Below are 25,639 nucleotides of genomic sequence, written 5' to 3'. Positions count from 1 at the left end.
AGCGGTGAGCTAAGCCACCCCGTCAAACATGGAGGTGACCGAGCCGTCCTCGAACACCTCGTGAATGGCCCGGGCCAGCAGCGGCGCAATGGACAGCACCGTCAACTGGGGGAAGCGTTTCGCCTCGGAAATGGGCAGGGTGTCGGTGACGACCACCTCGGACGCCCCGCAGCCTTCGAGCCGCTGAGGGGCCGGATCGGACAGAACCCCGTGGGTGGCGGCCACAATCACATCTTTCGCGCCGGCCTGGTAGAGCACCTTGACCGCTTCGGCAATCGTGCCGGCCGTGTCAATCATGTCGTCCACCAGCACGCACTGGCGGCCCTCCACGTCACCCACCACCCGGTTGGCCACCGCCACGTTTGGGCGCGAGGTGTCCCGCGTCTTGTGGACGAAGGCCAGCGGGCAGTTCCCCAGCTTGGCCGCCCACTTTTCCGCCACCCGGATGCGGCCGGCATCGGGGGAAACGACGGCGACATGTTCCGGGTCGATCCGCTCTTTGACGTAGTCGACCAGCACCGGCATTGCCCACAGGTGGTCGACCGGGCCGTCGAAGAAGCCCTGAGCCTGGGCGGCGTGCAGGTCCACGCTCATGACACGGTCTGCCCCGGCGGTCTTGTACAGATCCGCAATCAGGCGAGCCGAGATTGGCTCGCGGCCCTGGTGCTTCTTGTCCTGGCGAGAGTAGGGGTAGAACGGCGACACCGCGGTGATCCGCTTGGCGGAGGCGCGCTTGGCGGCGTCGATCATGATCAGCTGTTCCATCAGCCACTTGTTGATTGGGGCGGCGTGGGACTGGAGGACAAACACGTCTGCGCCGCGGACCGACTCGTTGAAGCGGACGTAGATTTCCCCGTTCGCAAAGTCGTAGGCGGTGGTCGAGGAGACCTCGGTCCCCAGTTCCTCAGCGACAGCGGCTGCCAGTTGCGGGTGGGCCCGCCCCGAGATGAGAATCAGTTGCTTTTCACCCGAGGACACAATTCCGCTCACAGGGATTCTCCTTCTGGCCGCCGGCGCGACCTTACACAACCGATCTTAGTCGCATGCCCGTGCATGACTTACCCGACCTGACGGGTGAAAGGAGCCACAGCCTGGCCCGCCGGCACCTCGGTGGCGGTCAGGACACTGTGGGGGACCGTGGCCCCGGCACCCACCTCCACGTCGGCGAGGGTGGTGCAGGGCCCCACGACGGCGCCGGTGCGAACCACGGTCCGGCCTCGCAAAGCGGTACCCGGCTCAATGGTGCAGTCCGGCTCCAACTGAACCTGAACGTCCAGCTGAATGTTGGTTGGGTCGACGATGCTGACCCCGGCCAGCAGGTGGCGTTCACACAGACGCGCGGTCAGCACCTGCCGAAGCTGAGCCAGCTGGGCCAGGTCGTTGCACCCCTCCGCCTGCCACCGGTCGGTGAGCACAAACGGCAGCGCCTTCTTTCCCTCGGCCACGGCCCGCGCCACCGTGTCGGTGAGGTACATCTCACCCTGCGCGTTGTCCTGGCCCAGGTTTCCAAGCGCCGCCAGCAGGAACTCGGTTTCGAACGCGTAGATGCCGGCGTTGATCTCCCGAACCTGCCGCTGCTCATCGGTGGCGTCCTTCTCTTCCACGATGGCGGTGACCAGCCCGTCCTCGCCGCGCAGGACCCGGCCGTAGCCGTGGGGGTCCTCGGCGATGGTCGTCATCAGGGTGACGGCGGCTCCGGCCGCCTCGTGCGCCTCCACCAGCTCGACCAGCGTGCTCGGCTCCAGGAGGGGGACGTCGCCCGAGGTGACCACCACGGTTCGCCCCAGGTCCCCCTGAGCCTGCTCCAACCCGCACTGGACGGCTCGCCCGGTGCCGGGAATCTCATCCTGATCGGCGACCACTGCCTGGGAGCCCACCTCGGCGGCCACCAGGTCGCGCTCATGGCGAACCACCACGATGATTTGGCGCGGGTCCAGGCCCTCAGCCGTGGCCAGAGCATGGCCGAGCAGGGTGCGACCGCACAGGGAGTGCAGGACTTTGGGGACGGCGGACTTCATCCGGGTGCCCTTACCGGCGGCCATTACGACGACGGAACAATCTCGGCTCATGCAGCACCTTTCAGCGGTGGCGCCTCCCGTTTCGGCGCCACTTCGCTCCGCCCCCAGGATTCGAACCCGGACTAAAGGCACCAAAAACCTCTGTGCTGCCATTACACCAGGGCGGAATGCACATCCGATTGTGCCACATTCGCTCTCGGATCACACATCCGGCTACCGTATGACTATGGCCTCAAAACGACAGCGAATGACCGGGATTGAGCGGCGGGAGCAGCTCATCGATGTGGCGCGCTCCATCTTTGCCGCCAAGGGCTACGACGCCACCACGGTAGAGGAGATCGCCAAGAAGGCGGGGGTGACCAAGCCCGTCGTCTACGAGCATTTTGGGGGGAAGGAAGGCGTCTACGCGGTGATCGTGGATCGGGAGGTCCAGTCGCTGACGGGGGCGCTCGAGGCGGCCCTCCAGGCGGAGGGGTCACCTCGCCTGGTCCTGGAACGGGGGGCCCTGGCCCTGCTGGACTACATCGACTCGGACGGAGACGGGTTCCGGGTGCTGGTGCGGGACGTTCCCTCCGCTCAGACCAAAGGCTCGTTCTATTCGATCCTGGGCGACGTCGCTTCCCGCACCGAATATCTGCTGGCCGCACAGTTCAAGCGGACCGGCTATCCGACCTCGTGGGCACCCCTCTATGCACAGTTGTTGGTCGGGGCGGTGGCCCAGGTGGGCCAGTGGTGGCTAGAGGCGCGCACGCCGGCAAAGGACGAGGTGGCGGCCCACGTGGTCAACCTAATTTGGAACGGAATGCGAAATCTGCGCACCGACCCCAACCTCACCTTAGGCGCACTAGACGGCCGGTAAGGGTATCCTCAAAGTATGAACCAGCCCCGCGAGGACGAATCCGCTCGTATAGTCCGTGCTTGGACTCACGAGCGTCCCGATCTAGATGCCTCCCCGATGCTGGTGTTTTCCCGCCTCTCCCGCCTGTCCCGCCACTTCGACCTGCTGCGCCGGCGTGCGTTTGCCACCCACGAGCTGGAGCCGTGGGAGTTCGACGTCCTGGCGACGCTGCGCCGCGCGGGAAAGCCCTACTCCCTCACCCCCGGCCAACTGCTGGCCGAGCTGCTGGTCTCCTCGGGAACTATGACCAACCGGATCGACCGGCTCGAGGGCCGCGGGCTGGTGGTGCGCGGGCCGGCCCCGTCAGATCGGCGGGCCATTTTGGTCAGCCTGACCGAGGACGGGCGCACCCGGGTGGACTCTGCCCTGGCGACCCTGCTGAACTCTGAACGCGAGCTGCTGGAGCCGCTCAGCACAGAAGAGCGCGACCGGTTGGCCGAGTTGCTGATGCCGCTCCTGACCGTCTTCGAAGCGTAAATCTCGCGTCGCCCTCCAAGCGACTTTGTACTACAGTACTAGTACAGTGAGCCAACATCCCCTCTCAACGGAAGGAAGCTGATGTCCGAACCTACCCCCACCGGGGCCGCAATCTCTCTGCGACATCTGGTCAAAGTATTCGGTGAAACGGTAGCCGTCGGCGACCTGTCGCTCGACATTCCCACCGGCTCGTTTTACGGCATGGTCGGCCCCAACGGTGCCGGCAAAACCACCACCCTGTCGATGGCCACCGGCCTGCTGGTGCCCGACCGCGGCACCGCCCTGATCCACGGGATCGACATTTGGTCCGATCCGGAGCCGGCCAAGGCGCTGCTCGGCGTCATGCCCGACGGGCTGCGGATCTTCGACCGCCTGAGCGGGCCCGACTACCTCACCTACGTGGCGCTGCTGCGCGGGCTGAACCCGGAGCAGGCTCGTGAGCGCACCACGGACCTGCTGCGCGCCTTCGACCTGCTAGAGGCGGGGAAGAAGATCATCGCCGACTACTCGGCCGGGATGGCGAAGAAGATCGCGCTGGCCTCCGCGTTGATCCACTCCCCGCAGGTGGTGGTGCTGGACGAGCCGTTCGAGTCGGTGGACCCGGTTTCCTCGGCCAACATTCGCAGCATCCTGCAGACTTTCGTCCACCAGGGCGGAACCGTCATCTTGTCCTCCCACGTGATGGCCACGGTCGAGAAGCTGTGCGACCACGTTGCGATCGTCAACCGCGGCCAGGTGGTGGCGGCCGGCACCGTCGAGGAGGTGGCCGCCGGCCAGGAGCTGGAGGAGCGGTTTGCCCAGCTGGTGGGCGGACGCGCCAGCGAAGGGGGCCTGTCGTGGTTGGGCAACTAGCCGCTATCAAACTTCGTTCCCTCTGGAACACGATGCGGGCCCAAACGGCCATCCTGGTGATGTCCATCATCGGCTACGTCTACGGCCTAGTGCTGGTGGTCATCCTCAGCGTCGGCGTGCTGGCCGCCACCATCACCAAGGTGCCGCAAGCCCCGCAGATTCTGGTCGGCCTCGGCGCGGTGTACACCCTCGGGTGGATTCTGCTGCCCGTCGTCTTCGCCAGTCAGGAAGGCACCCTGGACCCGAAGAAGCTGGCACCCTTCCTGGCGCCGAGCCGGAAGCTGGCCTGGTCGCTGCTGCTAGTGACCGCCCTTGGCGTGGCCGGCATCTACCTGGTGATCTTCCTGGGGGTTCAAATTGCCGCCTGGCTGATTTACGGCGGTCCCCTGGTGGGACTGATCGGCATCGTCGGCTCCCTGCTGGGGGTCTTCATCAGCCTGGTGTGGAGCCGGGCCGCGGTCGGGTGGATCTCCCGGTTCCAGACCGGTCGGCGCAGCAAGGAAAAGGCCGGCTTAATCGCCTTCGTCCTGCTGATGGTAATCCTGGCGCCGATGGGCGTCTGGATGAACCTGGCCATCGACTCGCTGGGACTGCGCGCGCTGGAGGTGGCCGTCTCGGTCGCCCAGTGGACCCCGGTTGGGGCTCCCTGGGCACTGGCAGCCGCCGCGGCCGAAGGAGCCTGGGGGAAGGTCGCGATCCTGGCTGCAATCACCCTGGTGACCGCCCTGGTCGGCTGGTGGGCCTGGCGGACCATTCTGCCGGTAGCCATGTACGGCCAACCGCAGCGCCTGAAAGCCGCGGATCTCGAAGCCATTGAGGCCGGTGCACAGACGCTGGTCAACCCGAACCGGGCCAAGCGCCAACCCGACCCGGTCGTGTCCGGCGTGCCGATGCCGCTGCTGGACGGAGCCCAGCGGTGGCTGCGCCTGGGTGTGAGCCGGCCGGCGGCTGCCATTGCCGAACGGACCCGCATGTACTGGGTGCGCGACCCGCGCCTGAGCGCGCAGCTGATCGCCGCCGCCGTCCTGGTCTTTGTCGCCTCGGCCATGCCGAAGGTGTTTGCCATGCAGGGCGAAGAAGTTCCGGCCGGGTTCTCCAACGGGTTCGGCGTCGGGATGCTGGTGTTCTCCGGGTTCATCCTGGGGCAGGCCATCGGTATTCTGCTGCAGTACGACTCGACCGCGTTCTGGCTGGAAGTGGCCGGCGGGACTCGCGGGCGGGATGACCGGTGGGGCCGGCTGCTCGGCTCTTCCGCCGTGGTCCTAGGGTTCATTGCCCTGGCCGTGCTGATCTACGGCCTGGTCAGCGGCCTGACCCTTTGGGAGATGTTCCTGGTCTTCACCCTGATGATGCTGCTGTTCTCCTGTTCCCAGGCGGCCACCTCGATCATCGGGTCCCAGTGGGTGTACCCGGTCCAGCCCCCCGGAACCAACCCGCTGTCCTCCAAGGGGACCGGCGAGTTCTGGGTGACCATGATCGTCGGCCTGGCCCAGATGGCCTTCGCGGTGCTACTGGGACTAGTTCCGCTGGCCGCCCTCGGGGTCGCGTTCTTCGGAACCGGGGCCACCAGCACCTGGACTTACGGCGCGGTCTTGCTGGCCTGGCTCTGGGTGGCCCTGTCCATCTGGTTCGGGGTCTGGCTGGGCGGACGAATCCTGGATCGCACCCAGGTGGAAATCCTCACCAAAATCTCCAACTGGCCCGGACACCGGTCAAAAGCCTAACCTAGCCAGGTGGCACATCTACTAGGAGCCGAAAAACTCCACCTCGAATATCCGACCACAACCATCTTCACCGACGTCACCCTGGGAATCTCCGAAGGTGACCGAATCGGGATTGTGGGGCGCAACGGGGACGGCAAGACGACCCTGTTGCGCCTGCTGGCCGGGGACTTGGAGCCCGACCGGGGTCAGGTGATCCCGCGCGGGGACCTGCGGGTTGGCTACCTGGGGCAGGCAGACCAATTTCCCCCCGAGGTGACGGTGCGCGAGGCGGTGGTGGGTGACCTCGCTGAGCACGAGTGGGCGGGCGAAAGCCGGATCCGGGAGATCATCGCGGGGCTGGTAGCTGACCTGCCCTGGGAGAGCCGGGTGGGCGAACTCTCGGGAGGGCAGGTGCGGCGCGTGGCGCTGGCTTCGCTCCTGGTTCAAGAGTGGGACCTGCTGATTCTGGACGAGCCCACCAACCACCTGGACCTGCAGGCCATCGCCTGGCTGGCACGCCATTTGCAGCAGCGTTGGGCTCCGGGCAAAGGCGGGCTGCTGGTCGTCACCCACGACCGCTGGTTCCTGGACGAGGTCTCCAACGCCACCTGGGAGGTGCACGACGGGATTGTCGAGCCCTTCGAAGGAGGCTACGCCGCCTACGTGCTGCAGCGGGTGGAGCGCGACCGCCAAGCTGCGGTGAAGGAAGCCAAACGGCAAAACCTGCTGCGCAAAGAACTGGCCTGGCTGCGCCGGGGTGCCCCCGCGCGAACCAGCAAACCCAAGTTCCGCCTCGACGCGGCCAGCGCCCTCATCAGTGACGTTCCCCCGCTGCGGGACTCGGTGCAACTGTCACAGTTGGCCACCGCACGCCTCGGGAAACGAGTCGTGGTCCTGCTGGACGTCAGTTTCAGCTACGGCGACAACCCCATTCTAAGCGACATCACCTGGCGCATTGCCCCCGGCGAGCGGTCCGCCATCCTGGGCGCCAACGGGGCCGGCAAATCGACTCTGCTGCGCCTAATCGAAGGGGACCTCTCCCCCACCAGCGGGCTGGTTCGACACGGCAAAACCGTCAAGCTGGCGGTGCTGGACCAGCGGTTCCGCGCGTTGGAGGACATTGCGGAGGACCGGGTGCGGGAAGTGCTGGCCCGGACCAAGACGTCGTTCGAAGTCGACGGCAAGGAGCTGACCCCCGCCCAACTGCTGGAGCGGCTGGGATTCTCAACCGCACACCTGTCCGCCTACGTCGGCGAGCTGTCCGGTGGGCAGAAGCGGCGCCTGCAGTTGCTACTGATCCTGCTGTCGCAGCCGAACGTGCTGATATTGGACGAGCCCACCAACGACGTGGACCACGAGATGCTGACCGCGATGGAGGACCTGCTGGACTCCTGGCCCGGGACCCTGATCGTCGTGTCGCACGACCGGTACCTGGTGGAGCGGGTGACGGATCAGCAGTATGCGATCCTGGACGGGACGTTGCGGCACCTGCCCGGTGGGGTCGACGAGTACTTGGCGCTGAGTGCGGCCGGTGGCGGGTCCGGGCTGCCTGAGTCGAGCGTTGGGTCGGGTCCGGCCGTGTCCGGGCTGGCTGAGTCGGGGCTGGCCATGTCCGGGCTGTCCGGGGCCGAGCGGCGGGCCCTTGAGAAGGAACTGGCGGCGATCGAACGAAAGCTAGCCCGGATCAGCGGGGAGATTGCAAAGGTGCATGAGCAGATGGCAGCTCACGACCAGAGCGACTACTCGGGGTTGAGTGACTTGACCGCTAAACTGCGCGCCAAAGAAGACGAGGTTGATGACCTTGAGTCCAGGTGGTTGGAACTGAGCAACTCGCTGGAATGAGGTCGGGGTGGGTGGGGTCGTTTCGGTCGGCGGCACTGCTGTTTCTCTTGCCATTGCCGGCAGAGGCCAAAGCCATAGCATCCAAGCTTCCCTGTCTCCTTCTGTGTCCTTGACCGGCAGATCTCAGAACAGGACCTCCGATTGCTTGTTTTGTGTCATTTCCTCAGCAAGTCAAACGAGATTGGTAAGCAAACCACGGCATATGTGAAGGTTGTGTACTAGCGTGTTGCTCTTTGACCATTGGCTGAGCCAAGTACGCATATGACTGTCTCAACGCCGATCGGCGGGCAAAATGTGCCGGGGGCAATTCTAACAAGGCTAGAGTGCCTGCGCGTCAACCCCCTGCTGATTTCCAACCACCTGCTGGGGTACGGAACAACAGCCGCCGGTTGTCCAAAACCATTGACAGCGTTACGAGCATGCGTTAGCCTATGAGTGACTGATTCTCAGTAAGGTGCACCTCGATAGTGCACTCGAATTCTCCGCTGGGTGGTGGTGCCGTTGGCACCGCCACCCAGTTCATTTTTCGAGAAGTACACTCAAGTTCCTGAAATCTGTGCGAGTGTTTGAGATGATGCCCCTATGATTGAACAGGATATTGAGAATCAGTTTCGTTATCGGGTGGGCATCGACGTCGGCCTGAACTCAACTGGGTTTTGCGCAGTCCAAATGGATGATGCTGGCTACCCCATCAAATTGCTGAACTCCGTCGTCTTCGTGCATGATGCCGGCGTGGACCCTGGCTCGCAGAAGTCCGCAACCACTCGCTTGGCTGTCGCTGGAGTAAAACGTCGAACGCGCCGGATGTTTCGACGCCGAAAGAACCGACTCCGGGACCTAGACAACTGGATTGTGTCTCAAGGGTGGCCCTTGGTCAACCTGGAGGACGAGAAGGACCCCTACCTTCCTTGGCTGATCCGAGCTGAACTGGCACAGCATCCTGTGGATAACCCAATCGAACTGGGACGCAATCTCTCAATCGCATTGCGTCATATGGCGCGGCATCGTGGCTGGCGAAACCCCTATGCCCAGGTACGGACTCTCTATCACCAGGTTGATCCTTCCCCTCAAATGGTTGCTTTTCGCGAGAGAGTGGGCACGCTGACCGGCCGAGAAACCTATGACGACGAGACTCCGGCCGAGTTGGTCGTGAAGCTCCAACTCAACCCCTTGATCAAACTGCGAGGGCCGGAGGGACTCCTCGGCGGCAAGCTGATGCAGTCCGACAACGCCAATGAACTTCGACAAATCGCCAGGACACAGGGCCTGTCAGACGACCTTGTGCGGGAAATGATTGATCACGTCTTTCAAGCACAGTCGCCAAAGGGAAGCGCACTTGGGCGAGTCGGGAAAGACGCACTGCCAGGGCAAGAGCACCTGCTACGAGCAACTAAAGCGTCGGAAGCATTCCAAGAGTTTCGGATTGTCACGGTAGTAGCGAATCTCAGAGTAGTAGACCCAGGTCAGGGAGAACGCCGCTTGACTACCGATGAGCAAAGCTCGATTATCCGGTACCTAATGCGGGAAGTCCCCGTCGGAGAAAGAATTACTTGGGCTGATGTATCCGCGGTGATTGGGATTGATCGGAAGCACCTCAAGGGGACAGCTGCGATGGGACCCGATGGTGAGCGCCCGTCGAGCTTCCCCCCAACCAACACCACCGACATGCGGATCCGCCAATGCAAAGTCAAGCCGATTGTCAACTGGTGGCAATCAGCTGACTCACTGTCCCGAAGCGCTCTGATCAATGAGTTGGCAAACTCAGGTTACGAACCTGAGTCAGAGGAAGTCCTAGACGAGATCAACAGTTTGATCCAGACACTGTCCGATGTCGATATAGAGAAGCTCTCAGGACTGGCTTTACCGGCCGGAAGGGGGGCCTACTCCGAGGACTCCATGCGCCGTTTGTCAGCGTACATGCTAGAGACCGGAGCCGACCTGACCGAAGCTCGCATGGCAGTATTTGGAGTTTCATCGGACTGGGTTCCCCCAGCCGACCCGATCGACATGCCAGTGGGAAACCCTGCTGTTGACCGGGTAACCAAGCAGGTCGCGCGGTGGTTGCGCGCGGTGGAGCAGAAATGGGGCACTCCAGAGTCTGTCAATATCGAGCATGTCAGAAATGCATTGGGAAGCGTGGCCGCGGCTCGCAAACTCGACTATGAAAACAACCGTCGGTACAAACGTAACCTCGAAATCTACGACCAGATGATCGAGGACATGGGGAACATTGGCAAAGGTCGCCGATCGGACCTGAACCGATATCTGGCGATTCAGCGACAGAACAGCCAGTGCGTCTACTGCGGTAGCCCGATAGGGTACACCGATGCAGAGATGGATCATATTGTCCCACGCAAGGGCGTAGGATCAACGAACACTAGGAACAACCTCGTTGCAACCTGTCGTCGATGCAACCACGCTAAAGGCAAACTGCCATTTGCTGTCTGGGCTGCGAAAGCCTCAATTCCCGGCGTATCAGTGGACGAGGCAATTGCACGCGTAAAGCACTGGAACGCAGATGCTGGAATGACCGCCAAGGACAAGAAGCGCTTTACTTCTGAAGTGATTGCGCGGCTCACCAAGACTGAGGAAGACCCGGACATCGACAACCGATCGATCGAGTCAGTGGCCTGGATGGCAAACGAGCTGCACCTGAGAATCAAGCACCACTACAAGAACACAGGCGGGGAAACATCTGTGGCGGTGTATCAGGGATTGATTACTGCTGAAGCCCGCAAAGCGTCTGGTTTCGAAGGGCGAGTCAACCTAATCGGCGGACGAGGAAAGACACGGCTTGACCGTCGACACCATGCCATGGACGCACTCACAATCGCTCTAGTGAATCCCAGCATCGCGAAGACACTTGCTGAGAGGATCAACCTTAGAAACTCAGAGCGCGCCGTGAGAAGTGCGGAGACCTGGAAGTCATTCGACGGGTCCTCCCCTGCCGCTCGGGCCAAGTACGCACACTGGCTCGACGAGATGATGATCGCGAGCGAACTGTTCAACCTCGCTTTGTCCGAAGACCAGATTCCGATCATTCAGCCACTACGGCTGCGGCTGGGAAACAGTGCTGCTCACGAGGACACCATCCGGCCGCTGGTTCACAAGGTTCTTTCCGGCGAGTTCACCGCAGCAGAGGTAGACCGGGCGTCAACCCCAGCCCTGTGGTGTGCACTGACGCGTCTGGCGGACTTTGACCCGAAGGACGGTCTCCCCGCAGATCCAGAGCGATCGATTGTCGTAAATGGACGCCGGTTCGGTCCGCTGGATACGATCGGCATCTTTGGGGTAAAGGCTGCTTCAATTGCGGTTCGTGGTGGTTCTGCCGAACTGGGTTCTGCTATCCATCACGCCCGAATCTATCGGGTCCCCGGCAAGAGCAAGCCGATCTATGGCATGGTCCGCGTTTACACAGTGGATTTGCTGAAGCATCAACATGAGGACCTCTTTTCTGTGGAGCTTCCCCCTCAGTCCGTCTCCATGCGGTGGACTGAAAAGCGGATCAGAGATGCAATCAGGAATGGTACAGCCGAGTACATCAACTGGATCACCATTGGAGATGAGCTGGAGCTGGACATGTCATCGTTCAAGACAGGCCAGGTCGGGCAGTTCCTTGAGGTGTTCCCGGAGGTTAGTCGATGGAGCATCGATGGGTACTACACTGAGTCCAGGCTGCGACTTCGTCCAATTGCCCTTTCCGCTGAAGGGCTGGCCAACCTGGACATTGGAAGGATTGACGAGGCGCTCTTGGACAGTGTGACGAAGATTCTAGATCGTCCTGGCTGGTCTCCGGCAGTGAGTATTGTCTTTCACGACGCCGAGGCCAAAGTCATCCGAAGGACTACCCTTGGCGCCCCAAGGTTGATACCGGACTCGGGCCTCCCCACCGGGTGGACGGCAGAACGATAGCAATGGCGTTGCAGTGGAGGGTTGCTGACTGTTCTGATCTACAATGCTCAATTCGCTCACTACGTGGACAGATTCTGGTTGAAGCTGCCGATAGGCAACCAACTTATCTGCCGGTCGCGGAGTTGGCAGTGCTGTTGGTTGGGCCAAGCACCCAACTTTCTACCGGAGTCCTCCACTTGCTCGCGAACAACGATGTGGCTGTATTGGTCACAGACTGGCGGCGCATCCCAGTCTCAGCTTTGCATACTTGGGGCAAACACACTCGTGTTGGTGCACGCACTGCGGCACAGGTAGCTGCCTCACAGCCCAAGAAAAAGGCCCTTTGGGCAAGCATTGTCAAAGCAAAGATACGCGGCCAAGCTAATGTCTTGAAGGCATTGGAGCGAAGAGGGGCACCTACCCTCGAAAACCTGGCTAGACAAGTCAGGTCGGGGGACCCGGGTAATCTCGAAGCCCAAGCAGCGCGACTTTACTGGGAATGTCTTTATGCAGACCAATCCTTCGCCAGACAGCCTGGCTCGGGAGAAGGTGCAAACGCGTGTCTGGACTATGGCTACGCTATTCTTCGTGGAGTTGGGATTCGTGCTGTGTTTTCAGCTGGTTTGAGCCCCACAATAGGTGTCTTCCACCGAGGTAGATCAAATGCGTTCAACCTAGTGGACGATCTGATCGAGCCTTTTCGACCAGTCGTTGACCAGATTACTGCTGGACTACCCGGAGGATCTAGTCCTGAAGCTCCAGGCGTCAAACGATTACTGGTGAGCTCTATTGACCGTCAGTTCACATCCACGGGACTATCGGTCGCAGCTGAGTTTGAAAGACTAGCTCAGGCGGTTGGCCGTTATTATGAGGGCGACGTTGCCAGAGTTAATGTCAATTATTGGGGTGGAAACCTGGGTCTGGCGACCTGCAATGAGTGACGATCCGATGTGGTCAATTGTTATGTTCGATCTTCCGGTCGCAACCAAAGAGCAACGACGGCAAGCATCCCAGTTCAGGAAGCTTCTGCTTGATTCTGGGTATACTATGCTCCAGTTCTCCGTATACACCAGGTATCTACCTACTGGGACCAACAACCACGGGACAATTAATCGCATCAAGCGCGCCCTACCAGATGGTGGAGAAGTTCGCATCGTCCACATCACCGATCGTCAATGGGCTACTGCTTTCAGATTTGTGGCCGCAGAGTCAGTCCCGCCTGAGGAAACGCCACAACAGCTTGCTTTTTTCTGACTCTGACTGGCAGTTTGCCTTACACCAGCAAGGAAAAACTCCTCCCCTCGAGTCTATCAAAGGGAGGATCGACTGATTCCCAGCTTTTCCGTCTGGAAGACGTGCCCGCAGACGAGTCTATCAAAGGGAGGATCGACTGATTCCCAGCTACTCGCCAGATCGTGTGTTCGCGAAATCGAGTCTATCAAAGGGAGGATCGACTGATTCCCAGCAGCCAGGAGTGACAGCAGGGACGTGACGCGAGTCTATCAAAGGGAGGATCGACTGATTCCCAGCTGGCCTGCTCATACAACTCCAAGGACCACGAGTCTATCAAAGGGAGGATCGACTGATTCCCAGCCCTCGATCAGAACACGGAGGCGGGCCGGCGAGTCTATCAAAGGGAGGATCGACTGATTCCCAGCACGTGGCAGGGTGACCGGCTGGTTGGGGCGAGTCTATCAAAGGGAGGATCGACTGATTCCCAGCCGAGATCATCGTCTGACTACGCGACGAGCGAGTCTATCAAAGGGAGGATCGACTGATTCCCAGCGGAGAAGTACCGGTGTGAGGATAACGGGCGAGTCTATCAAAGGGAGGATCGACTGATTCCCAGCTCTGCTTGTAGTAGCCCGATGATGCGGTCCGAGTCTATCAAAGGGAGGATCGACTGATTCCCAGCCTGGGGCTGATTCCTGCTGGCCGGTGGGCGAGTCTATCAAAGGGAGGATCGACTGATTCCCAGCGAAGCGGCCCTCAGTCTGCCCCACGGCACGAGTCTATCAAAGGGAGGATCGACTGATTCCCAGCTCGTGGGCTGTCACCTCGGACCCGTTCGCGAGTCTATCAAAGGGAGGATCGACTGATTCCCAGCGTTCCTGGCCGTGGCCGGGCTTCCTAGCCGAGTCTATCAAAGGGAGGATCGACTGATTCCCAGCTCCTCGGAGACGACCCACTAGTACCCACCGAGTCTATCAAAGGGAGGATCGACTGATTCCCAGCGCAGGTGGACGCACACCCGTCCCCACAACGAGTCTATCAAAGGGAGGATCGACTGATTCCCAGCCGGGTGGCTAGTCCCTACTCTCACGGCTCGAGTCTATCAAAGGGAGGATCGACTGATTCCCAGCGCACAGCAACACCAGGCCGATCAATCACCGAGTCTATCAAAGGGAGGATCGACTGATTCCCAGCGAGTTAAGGCCGGCAGTTCCGCTTGGGTCGAGTCTATCAAAGGGAGGATCGACTGATTCCCAGCCACCGTCCGAAAGATCGCCGATTCCCTGCGAGTCTATCAAAGGGAGGATCGACTGATTCCCAGCCCCCCACTAGACACCATGAGCGCGTCCGCGAGTCTATCAAAGGGAGGATCGACTGATTCCCAGCCCCCCACTAGACACCATGAGCGCGTCCGCGAGTCTATCAAAGGGAGGATCGACTGATTCCCAGCAGAGCGGATCAAGGCCGCGCGGACGCCGCGAGTCTATCAAAGGGAGGATCGACTGATTCCCAGCATAATCCCTAAAATAGCGGGGGTCCAACCGAGTCTATCAAAGGGAGGATCGACTGATTCCCAGCCGTGATCTCCGCGGCGTATGACATCGAGCGAGTCTATCAAAGGGAGGATCGACTGATTCCCAGCACCTGCGCTACCGTGTGCGCCACTTCGCCGAGTCTATCAAAGGGAGGATCGACTGATTCCCAGCCCCGCACCGGTAGCAAAGCGGCTCATCCCGAGTCTATCAAAGGGAGGATCGACTGATTCCCAGCCGGGGTTCCCTTTGCCGCGCACCACGTACGAGTCTATCAAAGGGAGGATCGACTGATTCCCAGCCTGAGCAACAACTGGAACGACCTCGGTGCGAGTCTATCAAAGGGAGGATCGACTGATTCCCAGCCTGAGCAACAACTGGAACGACCTCGGTGCGAGTCTATCAAAGGGAGGATCGACTGATTCCCAGCGGGGGGCCGGACGAGTTCGGGGATCCGTCGAGTCTATCAAAGGGAGGATCGACTGATTCCCAGCGCGCTGATTGGCCTGGCCGCCGCATGGGCGAGTCTATCAAAGGGAGGATCGACTGATTCCCAGCCAAAAAGCAGACACAACCAGGAGACAGGCGAGTCTATCAAAGGGAGGATCGACTGATTCCCAGCGCCACGGCACAAACCTCGCCAACCAGTCCGAGTCTATCAAAGGGAGGATCGACTGATTCCCAGCTCCAGCAGATCAACTGCACCCCCATCGACGAGTCTATCAAAGGGAGGATCGACTGATTCCCAGCATGTTCGGCGGATCTGCGAGGGGCTCGGCGAGTCTATCAAAGGGAGGATCGACTGATTCCCAGCGTGCTCGGGCGGGCTGGTGATCGCTTCGCGAGTCTATCAAAGGGAGGATCGACTGATTCCCAGCCAGGGGGATTGGTCTGCCGCGTGGGATGCGAGTCTATCAAAGGGAGGATCGACTGATTCCCAGCATGCCCGGGTGAGTCCTGCGTAGCAGGTCGAGTCTATCAAAGGGAGGATCGACTGATTCCCAGCTTTGGGCGGTGTGGGCGGCGGAGCGGGCCGAGTCTATCAAAGGGAGGATCGACTGATTCCCAGCTCCAGCAGATCAACCGCACCCCCATCGACGAGTCTATCAAAGGGAGGATCGACTGATTCCCAGCCGAAGTCGCCGTTCTCGCGGGCCGTGTGCGAGTCTATCAAAGGGAGGATCGACTGATTCCCAGCATGTTCGGCGGATCTGCGAGGGGCTCGGCGAGTCTATCAAAGGGAGGATCGACTGATTCCCAGCACCGGGCAGGCGGTGTTCACTAGTCAGCCGAGTCTATCAAAGGGAGGATCGACTGATTCCCAGCCTTCCGGGTCGAGGACGTGCGCATTCTGCGAGTCTATCAAAGGGAGGATCGACTGATTCCCAGCGGTTGCCGCCGCGTCCGCCGGAGTAACACGAGTCTATCAAAGAGAGGATCGACTGATTCCCAGCCCTGCCGCTGCGCCTCCTCGAACGGGACCGAGTCTATCAAAGGGAGGATCGACTGATTCCCAGCGCTGGTGTGGCGCGCCAGCGTCGGAAGCCGAGTCTATCAAAGGGAGGATCGACTGATTCCCAGCACGCAGCATGTGTTGAACGCGCGGCGCACGAGTCTATCAAAGGGAGGATCGACTGATTCCCAGCCCCGTACGAGCCGGTCACACGGACGATTCGAGTCTATCAAAGGGAGGATCGACTGATTCCCAGCGGGTGGGGCCTGCCCCGGCCCCCGCGATCGAGTCTATCAAAGGGAGGATCGACTGATTCCCAGCGCGTCGTCACTCCAAGTAATTGCCGACTCGAGTCTATCAAAGGGAGGATCGACTGATTCCCAGCGTGCGCGGTGACGACTTTGACGTGGTGGCGAGTCTATCAAAGGGAGGATCGACTGATTCCCAGCGCACACCAACACCAGGCCGATCAATCACCGAGTCTATAAAAGGGAGGATCGACTGATTCCCAGCGTATGCTGGCGGCCCCACGGTTGCGGTGCGAGTCTATCAAAGGGAGGATCGACTGATTCCCAGCGCGCTTCTGGGTGGATGAGGAATGGGACCGAGTCTATCAAAGGGAGGATCGACTGATTCCCAGCCCATTCTGTAGATCGCCTCGTCGGAGGGCGAGTCTATCAAAGGGAGGATCGACTGATTCCCAGCAGGCATCCTTCAATGCTTGCTTGCCTTTCGAGTCTATCAAAGGGAGGATCGACTGATTCCCAGTTTGTCGGTGTCGAACCGTCTGATGCCTAGCGAGTCTATCAAAGGGAGGATCGACTGATTCCCAGCCCGTGTCAGCGAGTGTGCCTGCGGTCCGCGAGTCAATCAAAGGGAGGATCCACTGATTCCCAGCCCATGCGGGGCACACCCAGGGTGTCGGCCGAGTCTATCAAAGGGAGGATCGACTGATTCCCAGCTAAAGGCGTTTCGGTCGCGACCGCTAATCGAGTCTATCAAAGGGAGGATCGACTGATTCCCAGCGTGATCCGTGGCAATACGGTGCGCCATACGAGTCTACCAAAGGGAGGATCGACTGATTCCCAGCTGTGTCGTGCTCACCATTTGTCGAAGAGCGAGTCTATCAAAGGGAGGATCGACTGATTCCCAGCTGCTCGATCACATGTGCGACCAGCGCGTCGAGTCTATCAAAGGGAGGATCGACTGATTCCCAGCCTGGATTTTGGGGGCACCACCTGTCCTGCGAGTCTATCAAAGGGAGGATCGACTGATTCCCAGCCCCTCGGATGGCCAGCGAAGGCCGTGCACGAGTCTATCAAAGGGAGGATCGACTGATTCCCAGCCTTCCCGTTAGTCACCTCGCGCATCTGACGAGTCTATCAAAGGGAGGATCGACTGATTCCCAGCCTCGTTTTCAACGAGTTTGTCTGCGAGTCGAGTCTATCAAAGGGAGGATCGACTGATTCCCAGCAGTGAGTGAGGCTGTCACTATCCAGCTGCGAGTCTATCAAAGGGAGGATCGACTGATTCCCAGCCCCGCGTGCACCGCGCGCAGGACCAGCGCGAGTCTATCAAAGGGAGGATCGACTGATTCCCAGCAAGCCGCTCGCCTGGGCGCACTGGGTGTCGAGTCCATCAAAGGGAGGATCGACTGAATCCCAGCCACTGATGGCCGGGTTTAAAGCGTTCCCCGAGTCTTTCAAAGGGAGGATCGACTGATTCCCAGCGCGAAAATCAGTATCGATGACCGGGATCCGAGTCTATCAAAGGGAGGATCGACTGATTCCCAGCCAGTTTCCTGAATGCCACCGTTCGTCCACGAGTCTATCAAAGGGAGGATCGACTGATTCCCAGCCCATGCTGCGCACACCATCACGCCTGTCCAAGGGTACCAGAAGTGCGGATAGCAGGCTCCTGCTTTTGACAGTGTGCATCCGTTGAACACTGGCACCAGTTGGGAGACCTTGCCAAGATTCCAGGGAGTCCACCGAAAACCTGGGGCACTCGACAGGGTATCGTTGCTTCCTACGCCAATGTCCTAGTTGCAGTGCTAATGGCATCGCCGATGCAGGAGAAAGCCCTGGAAAGGGGTAGTCGTCACCAATAGTATCTCCACTGTGGTGGCGTGACACGAGGATTTGGCTAGTCTCGGGAGGCCTCTTACAGTGGTCTCTTCGAAGCAATTACACAGGCCGGTCTTTTGCCGAGTCATGGTCACTGTGACCCCCAAAGCGGCACCCGCGTGAGCAGAGAACCCCTCCCTTGGAGCCAACCACAACGACATATGGCATTCCTGCCCGCACCACGTACTTTAGGAATCCGGCTGCAGGCGTCGTCGCATTCACCTCAATCGATACCCAGCCTCATCACTGTCGGCCTGCTCGCACCTACCCCTGGGAGTTAGGCTGCACGCTCCGACTATCATCAAGCGATCCCCCATCTACAACGTCGAAGCCAATCGAGTCAACAAACTTAGTTACCAGCTGCTTTGCTTCCGCGTCGTCGCCAAAGATAGTCAACGCGCGACGGTCAGCCGCTCCCTGGTCACGGGCGGTGCTGGTGATCTCGGCTGCAAGAATGCGGTTAAATGTCTTCACCACTCGAGAGTCCGCAAAGTGGCGCTGGACCCGCCCGGCTTCTGACTCCCGCTCGTCGTCAAGCTCAGCAATATTACCGTCACGAGGAGGGAAGTAGTTGGTAGTATCGATAATGACTTTGCCGGCTAGGGGCGCCGCAGGCACTGCCTCAATGGCACCGTAAGGCACGCTTACCACTACCAGATCTCCCGCTTCCGCTGCTTCAGCAGTGGTGGCCGCCCGCGCATGATCGCCCAACTCGGCGACCAAATCGGCAAGCGTCTCAGGCCCCCGCGAGTTACTCAACACGACATCGTAACCATGCTTGACCGCCTGACGTGCAACCTGCGAACCAATGTTGCCGGCACCAACGAAACCGATTGTGGTCATATGTAAATCTTCCTATCTCCAATTAGGGGGCAGCCGGCTCAATTGCACGGACTTGCTGTCTGCCCCAGGCCATACCCAACGAACTCCAGCGGTTCGCAGAGTCTTCAAAGCCCGGATCAGTGCTTCCTAGCTTCCGGCACCGTCCGCTTATGTTGTCGCTCAGCTGCCAAATTGCCTCTGTGAGGTGAGCCTAGCCCTGTTCGCTCCCCCGCGCAGAACTGCCGGACGGTTTTCCACCCCACTAGCTTTGCCCAACCAACAGAGGTGTCCCCATCACCAACGGGAACGGGTATCAAACACGGCCCAATTGCGCCGAAAGTCGTCGGGGGGCCGCCTCCCTCCACCAAACACATGTCTTTCACTCCCCCAGTTACGCCACCAACGAAAAGCCGGGCGGGCCCCCTTTGTGGGGAGCCCGCCCGGCTTGACAGCGATCAGTTAGTTCAGCGTGAACTTGATCTGCCAGATTTCCGGACCCTCCTGCAGGTATTCAACTGCGTATACCCCGGGCTGCATCTCTTCGAGCTGGCGGAGGAGCGGAACCGGGTTGTGGGTAGCCTGAATGATCAGCCCACGTCCGGGACGGATCCCCGCCAAAGCACCAAAGATGGTCGCATGGCGGATCTCGTGGGGGATCAGCTGTACATCCAGCAGTGGCAGGTCAACGGTGTCATGTCCACCGCAGGCGCACCCACCGGTCTTGGGCTTCTCGGATAGGTTCAGTTCTTGTTCACTCATCGGGAGTACCTCTTCTGCATCGGATTGGAGCCGAGTTCCGGCACCCCTCTATTATTACAGTGATTCTGTGAATAAATAAACCCGAAGTCACCAACCGAAGTCGTCCGGGGAGATGGGCCCGCTCGTACGACTGGTCCACCCGCTCCGAGCCAATGCGAACGAGTCACCCGTGACCTGGTTCCAGCACATCATCCCCATGTCGGTGGACGTGCACGCCACGTTGCCCCGAGCTGCAGACGTGTTGTACTGCAATACTCCCTGACTGCCGTCGGGCGCCACCGAGGGAGTGCTGCAGGCCAGACCAGCACCAGTCTCGGTGATGCTAATTGTGGTTGGGGCTGCTCCACAGTTAGCCAACCCAACAGCCTGGTAGTCGTTCTCGTAGATGGTACAGGTGGCCGAGTCGTCCCCCAGTCGGCACGCGATGTTCCCCGAAGGGGAAATAAACCAGTCAGAAGCAACCGCATTGGCCGGAGCCGGGTATTTGATCGCCGTTGGACTGGGTGTTGGAGTGGGAGTCTCAGTTGGCGAGGGGGTGGGGGTGGCCGAGGGAGTGGTTGTCTCACTCGGTGCGGGCGTGGCAACAGGTGCCCCACTGGTGGGGGTCTCCTCGGAGCGGCCCAGGTTCAAGAACAACAGCACGATGGCTGCGACAGCGGCCAGTGCCAGCAAACTCAGCAGAATGATAATCAGAGTTCGCCCGCTGTGGCTCTCAGGCTCTTCCACTGGACTAGGAGCGGGCGCCACCGGCGGCGAGACCTGAACTGCTGGAACGGCTCGAGGCCCATTGGGCATGACCGACTGGCGCACCGGTGCCGGGGCTGCTGAATGAGTCTCCGCAGAGTCCGTGGTTTGGCTCTCCTCAACATAGTCTCCTGTCACACGCTCAGCCAGCGCAGCGTCCACTGCTGGGTCGCCTAAGGTGCCGAGCCAATCCAGCAGCCCTTGATATGCGTTCGGATGGGCCGCGATCTGGGGGCGCAGCTGCGGATCAGAGATCGCGAGTTCGTACAAAACGCGCGCTGGCGTGCTTGGGTCCGCCGCCAATTCTTCGGGCGATTTGGCGTCCATGGAGCCTCCTGCCATCGGGTCAATGGGTTAATTCTAGCTAGAAACAGCCTGAGCGCAGGTTGAAGTGACAGATCGACGAGGCAACCGTCGCCTCGGTGCGCCTCTCTCATCTGTAAACCCTCCCGCTAAACGACTGTCCACCCCAGGGCAACACTCCCCGCAGGCGTGGCAAAAACTGTTGACGCTAGCTCCTGCATGACAGACCGAGGGATCGTCCCCTAGTTCGCGGGCGCCACGCATATACCCTCGCGGCGCAATCGATAGCTGGGAATGGTTCAACGTCATCGACTTTGGCACCAACAAGCAGAGCCTCGACATGAGGGCCCTGAGGCAGTGGGCAAACGCGAGGCAGCTGAGTAGTTAGCCTCTCACCTTTGCCCCAAGTTTGTCGTGGGCAGCGGGAACTAGTTGATCTTGAAGGTGAATGAGAAGCATGGAGATTTCTGCGGAGGAGGCACTCCACGCTGCCTGGGCATCGGGATTTTGACAGCCGAACTCACTGCCCGACAAGCGGGATCATCCAGCGCAAGGAGGAGATTAAGGCACGTATTTAGGCGTCTGGGCACTACACATCAAAACCGTGCAGGGCCCCTAAAGCCTTCCAATATTTCAAAGGTGCTTGTATCATCTAGCGATGAAGACAACGGCCAGCAGAGAATTAGTTGAGCAGCTGCGGAGTGCGGTGGCTTCCGTAGCAACCAGCCTCGATCTAGAGTACATCGACGGGATGATAGCGGCGGAAGCCTGGGGTGATGCCGCTTTGTTCTGCCGAGAAACCGCCCAGGAGCACGGCTTAGTGCTGCCTGAGGGACTGGCCGACTAAAGAGAGCAGCTTAGTACGCCGTCCACCCTGGCGGAGCTAGGCTCGTTAAGCATGCGCGGGTAGCACAGGGGGTCGGCACCTACGTCACGAGTGTGTACCCAAGCTAGCTGTAGTGTTAGCATTGTTGCGTGTATAAGTATACGTACGATGAGGGCCTTGCAGAGATGGACGCGATTACCCTCGCTCTCACGGATCTTTTGCGTGAACTCGGACCGGCGGCAGCCTATGACGTGAGCCTCCTCGAGGAGTTGGCCATACACGATGGCCCGAATATCACGACTGCGGTCAGCGCAATTGTTGACCATAAGGTCGTCGTCCCCGACGATCTGATGGAGCGGTTCTACGTCGTCACCCATCCTGATCGCTATTGTTACCTCGAGGACTACGATTATCTGGCTGAGGGCCAGGCTGAGCTGAAAGCCTGACCTTCACCTTCACACAACCCCGTACCCAAATGGTGCGGGGTTTTCTCATGCCCACCAATCGATTCGACTGGTGGGCTTCCCCGTGCCCATATGTCGCACGAGGTTAGGCGCTTTCCCCTACCGGAAGCGCCTGCCTCCAATGAGCGCGCCGCCCATTTCGCAAACGAGTACTTCGGGTCAACCAGCCACAGGTTTGCGTGACAACGCCTCGCCCTCGACGATTACCGAGCGGCCCGGATCATCCGTGCCTGCGCAGAGAACACCTAGACCGGCATATTGTCACCGTGCGACCCGCCAAGGATTATCCCCGCTTACGCGGGGAACACCAAGTGACAGCCCAACAGGTCCTTGATGAGCATCGGAAACGCACGAGGGAGTAGGTCAAAGCATTCGCCTGGGCAGGTGGCAGCGCAATTGTCCCACCCAGCGGGCCTACGTCACCCAGCAAAATGCCTCAGTGGAGCCCCGACGAATGGCGCAAAGTCTGGGACGGAACCATTGTGGTTGCTACCGACGGCACTAAGTTCCTCCACGGTGGTGACCGACCCGGGAAAGGCTGGTTTGAAAAAACAGAGTTCCCGGCACGCTGGTCCCGGGAAGACCTGGAGCGACCTTCCCTGCTTGCGTGGTCTAACCCCGACGCAACCATGGTCATGGGAGATAGGCGGCTTGCCCGCAAGATCATTGACGGAGTAATGGTTGAAGTTCAAGCCTACGGGCCAAGCTATGAAACCTTCCGAGCATCTTTCCCTCCCTACGGAGAAGGCGTGTATCTCAATGGTCCGACTGGTAGGGTTGAAATGCCGCTAGATGAAAGCTTGCTGGACCAGGAAGGGTGGGTGCGCCATGAAGCTACGTGAGTATGTTGAGATGATGCGCCGCGACTTCCTGCCTCAACTTGCGCCAGGCGCGCAGTCCGCAATCAACTCCGAATTGGATTGCGAAGACGATATCGCAATGGCTTTCGATGACATGCTCCAGTTCTCCCTTGTCTCTGGCGTGCCATATCCTCCGTACCTACTGGATGAAGCCGAGGCGATCATCAATAGAGGCGGTCACGATCCCGTCTTAGTAGATCGCTCTTTGGGGTGGATCAGGCAGCACCGCCAGAAACAAGCCACATAACCGCGTAGGTTTCAACCAACCCGCCTCTCTTGGTGGGCTTTTCCTTTTAGGCCACCCGTCAACACAGTGTTGGCGGGTTCTTGTTGTCCGAGCTCTCTCGCGGCGGTAACCTTGACCGCTTTCCAGGGCGACGAGGGCGCGAGCCCTAGGAGAAAGGAAACACCCCTGTCTGATTCGACTGCGAACACGGACACCGCGACCGCGGGAGAAGCCACCACCGGACAGAGCCAAGAAGCAGCCTCTGAGCCGATCACGACCCAAGAAGACTTGAACCAGCTCGAGCAGACTCGCCTGGCTCGGGAACGCAGTCAGCACGCCGACGATGAGGAGTTGAAGGAGTGCGCTGCGAATTATGACGAGGTTGAAGAATCATCCAAGTCTGAGATTCAAAAGGTGATCGAGCGCGCAAAAAAAGCCAAACGAGAACTTGAGGCCAAAGCCACCGAGTCTTAAAGGCTGCGTGTCATCGCCAAGCACTCAGTACCCCAGGAACATCACGAACTGATTACCGCTAGCGATGCGGAGGGAATGGAAGCGCAGACAGTGAAACTCAAGCAGCTCATCAAGCCTAAAGGGCCGATTGCTTCCACCAAAGGGAAACAACCCACCCAAACACCTGGCGCATCCGACTGGCTGCGCGACATGCTTCAACAGAAATAGGAGGCCATGAGCATGGCTGCAAACAACATTATTCAGCGCGCGAGTCTCTGACGCGATCCTACCGGATCAGACGATCAACGAGATCATCCAGATCGCCCCTGCATCTTCGGTGATTCCCTCCCGTGCCCGCAAGGTCCAGATGACCTTGGAGAAAGCTTAGCAGCTGGTTATTGCGTCCCTGCCGAATACGCATTGGCTGAAGGGCGATGCCGGGCCTAAACGCCCCTTGAAGGGTGTCTCGATGACTGCGGAGGAACTGGCGGTCATCGTGCCAACTCCCAACGCAGTTGTCGATGATGCGAACGTTGCCCTGTGGGAGCAGGTGCGCCCCCTCTTGACTGAAGCGATTGGCAAGAAGGTTGACCAGACCGCACTATTTGGCTCGGACAAGCCCGCCTCATGGCCAACAGCGATCATTCCCACCGCTATCGCTGCGGACAACACTGCGACCGCTGCCACTGGCACCGATTTCGGCGTTGGCGAGGCGAACCTGCCAGAAAAGGTCTCTGTCGACGGGTTCGCAGTGAATAGGTTCGCGTCCCACCCGGTCCCTTCCTGGCGGCTGCGCACTCTGCGCGATCAGAACGGCCAGCCCATCTACGGCTCACCCATGACCGAAGCAAAAACAGGCGTGCTGTACGGTTTCCCCCTCGATGAGATCCCTAACGGCGCATGGGATAGCGCCACCACAGAACTGCTCGCCACTCACTGGGCGAAGTTTGTGGCGGGAATCCGCCAAGACACCACCCACGACTTAGGATCATCCCCGCTTACGCGGGAAACACTCTCTTTCAGCTCCGCGTAGTCCGAGTATTTCGCACGCTCCCTGGCTAGCCGATCCGAGATAATCCGATCCAGATCAGCTTGTGTAACTTGGGGCGCCCATGTAGGAGCCCCACTTTTCTGGGCGTCCTTAGGGTCGGTTTCAGTGCCCCCAATTTCGGGCGCAGTAGACTCTTTCATGATGTGACCTCACTATTTCCTCCACCCAAGATTGCAGGGCTGGGTGTGTAGCCCACCCGCCAGAAACCCCCGACGGACAGGGAAAACAAAAGCGCCCACCGTGGGCATGAAAAAACCCGCCACAGGGGCGGGTAGAGGGAGGCGGCTCGCGCTATGCGGTAAGCTCGTCAGGCAATATCAGCCCGTGCAGTTGGGCGGTTTCTCGACAGGACACAACGGCTTCACTCCAAGCCTCGGCCGCTATCATCCCGTCGATGTACTCCAGGTCGAGTTCGCTCGCCACGGAAGCGACTGCGCTCCGCAACTGTTCAGCTAATGCTTGGTTAGCCACCGTTTCCATACCTACATAATAGCAGCGTCTGGGAGGAGAGAGAATGCTATGAAGCTATTGCATGGCCCTTCCGTTGAGTGGCCAACTACAAATACGCGCCCGTCAATGAATTTGAAACTGTCTGTCGTACTTGACCAGTTTGAACAGGGTATTCTTACGCCAGTGCTGGAGGCGATACTCCGGATAATTCTGGCAACCTCGTAGTCGGAACCAAGCCCGAACTGGGACTTCTCCCCGCGCCGCGCATGAGGATCATCCCCGCGTACGCGGGGAACACGCCGTTCAAGAACTTCTTCCGCGCCTAGCTTCCGGATCATCCCCGCTTACGCGGGGAACACACGTTGCCTACCCAGGCCACCACAGACGCGATGGGATCATCCCCGCTTAAGCGGGGAACACAATTACGATTCCTTATTATACCGCCAACTTGAACAAGAGTGCCACCAGTTTTCATTCAGTTTTCGTTTCAGCAGATGCCTGACGACACCTACCGACCACTCCGGTACCTTCTCGCGTTGGACCAGGGTCTTTTCTTCGTCTCACTGCGAGCATTGGTGGGAGTGCGCTGCATGAACACCAGACCATCATTGCCCCAGCAGGAATCAGTCCCGCCCCGATTCTCGCGGGCTGAATGA

General features: G+C 59.8%; 19 protein-coding genes, 1 tRNA gene and 1 CRISPR repeat array. Of the genes, 13 read left to right on the top strand and 7 right to left on the bottom strand.

Annotation, left to right across the window (positions count from 1 at the left end; translation table 11 throughout):
* Positions 1 to 9: 9 nt before the first annotated feature.
* From SAC06_RS03405 to SAC06_RS03395, 3 genes are all read right to left on the bottom strand, one after another.
* Positions 10 to 990 (bottom strand): ribose-phosphate diphosphokinase, encoded by a 981-nt coding sequence (locus SAC06_RS03405; protein WP_350258812.1) that lies wholly within the window; start codon positions 988 to 990, stop codon positions 10 to 12.
* A 68-nt stretch (positions 991 to 1,058) separates the two neighbouring features.
* A complete protein-coding gene (locus SAC06_RS03400) occupies positions 1,059 to 2,069 on the bottom strand; it encodes a bifunctional N-acetylglucosamine-1-phosphate uridyltransferase/glucosamine-1-phosphate acetyltransferase (RefSeq protein ID WP_350258811.1) in 1,011 nt (336 codons plus the stop codon).
* Between the two features lie 45 nt (positions 2,070 to 2,114).
* Positions 2,115 to 2,185, bottom strand: a tRNA-Gln gene (locus SAC06_RS03395).
* 59 nt (positions 2,186 to 2,244) lie between these two features.
* On the opposite strand from SAC06_RS03395, the gene SAC06_RS03390 reads away from it, so the two are divergent.
* The 8 genes from SAC06_RS03390 (at position 2,245) to cas2 (ending at position 12,935) form a co-directional block, all read left to right on the top strand.
* Positions 2,245 to 2,877, top strand: a complete 633-nt coding sequence (locus SAC06_RS03390) for a TetR/AcrR family transcriptional regulator (protein WP_350258810.1) — start codon at positions 2,245 to 2,247, stop codon at positions 2,875 to 2,877.
* A gap of 15 nt (positions 2,878 to 2,892) precedes the next feature.
* Positions 2,893 to 3,393 (top strand): MarR family transcriptional regulator, encoded by a 501-nt coding sequence (locus tag SAC06_RS03385; protein WP_350258809.1) that lies wholly within the window; start codon positions 2,893 to 2,895, stop codon positions 3,391 to 3,393.
* Positions 3,394 to 3,474: 81 nt separating this feature from the next.
* Positions 3,475 to 4,245: an ABC transporter ATP-binding protein gene (locus SAC06_RS03380; protein ID WP_350258808.1), complete on the top strand. Its 771-nt coding sequence runs from the start codon at positions 3,475 to 3,477 to the stop codon at positions 4,243 to 4,245.
* Complete coding sequence (locus tag SAC06_RS03375; protein WP_350258807.1) at positions 4,230 to 5,969, top strand: hypothetical protein; 1,740 nt, start codon at positions 4,230 to 4,232, stop codon at positions 5,967 to 5,969. Before SAC06_RS03380 ends, SAC06_RS03375 begins: the two co-directional genes overlap by 16 nt.
* Positions 5,970 to 5,978: 9 nt before the next feature.
* Positions 5,979 to 7,790 (top strand): ABC-F family ATP-binding cassette domain-containing protein, encoded by a 1,812-nt coding sequence (locus SAC06_RS03370; RefSeq protein WP_350258806.1) that lies wholly within the window; start codon positions 5,979 to 5,981, stop codon positions 7,788 to 7,790.
* Between the two features lie 582 nt (positions 7,791 to 8,372).
* The gene (gene cas9, locus SAC06_RS03365) at positions 8,373 to 11,702 is read left to right on the top strand and encodes a type II CRISPR RNA-guided endonuclease Cas9 (protein ID WP_350258805.1); all 3,330 of its coding nucleotides are present in this window, start codon (positions 8,373 to 8,375) and stop codon (positions 11,700 to 11,702) included.
* 2 nt (positions 11,703 to 11,704) lie between these two features.
* On the top strand, positions 11,705 to 12,622 hold the full coding sequence (cas1, locus tag SAC06_RS03360) for a type II CRISPR-associated endonuclease Cas1 (protein ID WP_350258804.1): 918 nt from the start codon (positions 11,705 to 11,707) through the stop codon (positions 12,620 to 12,622).
* Positions 12,549 to 12,935, top strand: a complete 387-nt coding sequence (gene cas2 / locus SAC06_RS03355; RefSeq protein ID WP_350258803.1) for a CRISPR-associated endonuclease Cas2 — start codon at positions 12,549 to 12,551, stop codon at positions 12,933 to 12,935. The genes cas1 and cas2 overlap by 74 nt, the downstream gene beginning before the upstream one ends.
* A 48-nt stretch (positions 12,936 to 12,983) precedes the next feature.
* Positions 12,984 to 17,757: direct repeats of the CRISPR family, unit length 36 nt; unit sequence CGAGTCTATCAAAGGGAGGATCGACTGATTCCCAGC.
* Positions 17,758 to 18,289: 532 nt separating this feature from the next.
* On the opposite strand, the gene SAC06_RS03350 is transcribed toward cas2, so the two are convergent.
* The 3 genes from SAC06_RS03350 to SAC06_RS03340 form a co-directional block, all read right to left on the bottom strand.
* Positions 18,290 to 18,868, bottom strand: a complete 579-nt coding sequence (locus tag SAC06_RS03350; protein WP_350258802.1) for an NADPH-dependent F420 reductase — start codon at positions 18,866 to 18,868, stop codon at positions 18,290 to 18,292.
* Between the two features lie 438 nt (positions 18,869 to 19,306).
* Positions 19,307 to 19,606 carry a DUF2249 domain-containing protein gene (locus SAC06_RS03345; protein WP_350258801.1) on the bottom strand — a complete coding sequence of 100 codons (300 nt, stop codon included), beginning with the start codon at positions 19,604 to 19,606 and terminating at the stop codon, positions 19,307 to 19,309.
* Between the two features lie 87 nt (positions 19,607 to 19,693).
* A complete protein-coding gene (locus SAC06_RS03340) occupies positions 19,694 to 20,332 on the bottom strand; it encodes a hypothetical protein (RefSeq protein ID WP_350258800.1) in 639 nt (212 codons plus the stop codon).
* A 979-nt stretch (positions 20,333 to 21,311) separates the two neighbouring features.
* Between SAC06_RS03340 and SAC06_RS03335 the strand changes: the two genes are divergently transcribed.
* The 5 genes from SAC06_RS03335 to SAC06_RS03315 all read left to right on the top strand — a co-directional run bounded on the left by SAC06_RS03335 (position 21,312) and on the right by SAC06_RS03315 (position 24,515).
* Positions 21,312 to 21,500, top strand: a complete 189-nt coding sequence (locus tag SAC06_RS03335) for a hypothetical protein (RefSeq protein WP_350258799.1) — start codon at positions 21,312 to 21,314, stop codon at positions 21,498 to 21,500.
* Between the two features lie 164 nt (positions 21,501 to 21,664).
* Positions 21,665 to 21,925 carry a hypothetical protein gene (locus SAC06_RS03330; protein WP_350258798.1) on the top strand — a complete coding sequence of 87 codons (261 nt, stop codon included), beginning with the start codon at positions 21,665 to 21,667 and terminating at the stop codon, positions 21,923 to 21,925.
* A gap of 846 nt (positions 21,926 to 22,771) precedes the next feature.
* A complete protein-coding gene (locus tag SAC06_RS03325) occupies positions 22,772 to 23,050 on the top strand; it encodes a hypothetical protein (RefSeq protein ID WP_350258797.1) in 279 nt (92 codons plus the stop codon).
* A gap of 267 nt (positions 23,051 to 23,317) precedes the next feature.
* A complete protein-coding gene (locus SAC06_RS03320; RefSeq protein ID WP_350258796.1) occupies positions 23,318 to 23,503 on the top strand; it encodes a hypothetical protein in 186 nt (61 codons plus the stop codon).
* A 433-nt stretch (positions 23,504 to 23,936) separates the two neighbouring features.
* Positions 23,937 to 24,515 (top strand): phage major capsid protein, encoded by a 579-nt coding sequence (locus tag SAC06_RS03315; RefSeq protein WP_350258795.1) that lies wholly within the window; start codon positions 23,937 to 23,939, stop codon positions 24,513 to 24,515.
* A gap of 309 nt (positions 24,516 to 24,824) precedes the next feature.
* On the opposite strand, the gene SAC06_RS03310 is transcribed toward SAC06_RS03315, so the two are convergent.
* Positions 24,825 to 25,013 (bottom strand): hypothetical protein, encoded by a 189-nt coding sequence (locus SAC06_RS03310; RefSeq protein ID WP_350258794.1) that lies wholly within the window; start codon positions 25,011 to 25,013, stop codon positions 24,825 to 24,827.
* Positions 25,014 to 25,639: the final 626 nt, after the last annotated feature.

Source organism: Scrofimicrobium sp. R131 (assembly GCF_040256745.1).
In the GTDB taxonomy this organism is placed as follows: Bacteria; Actinomycetota; Actinomycetes; order Actinomycetales; family Actinomycetaceae; genus Scrofimicrobium; species Scrofimicrobium appendicitidis.
Note: the sequence above shows the minus strand (reverse complement) of the source record. Positions and strands in the feature narration are given on the sequence as shown.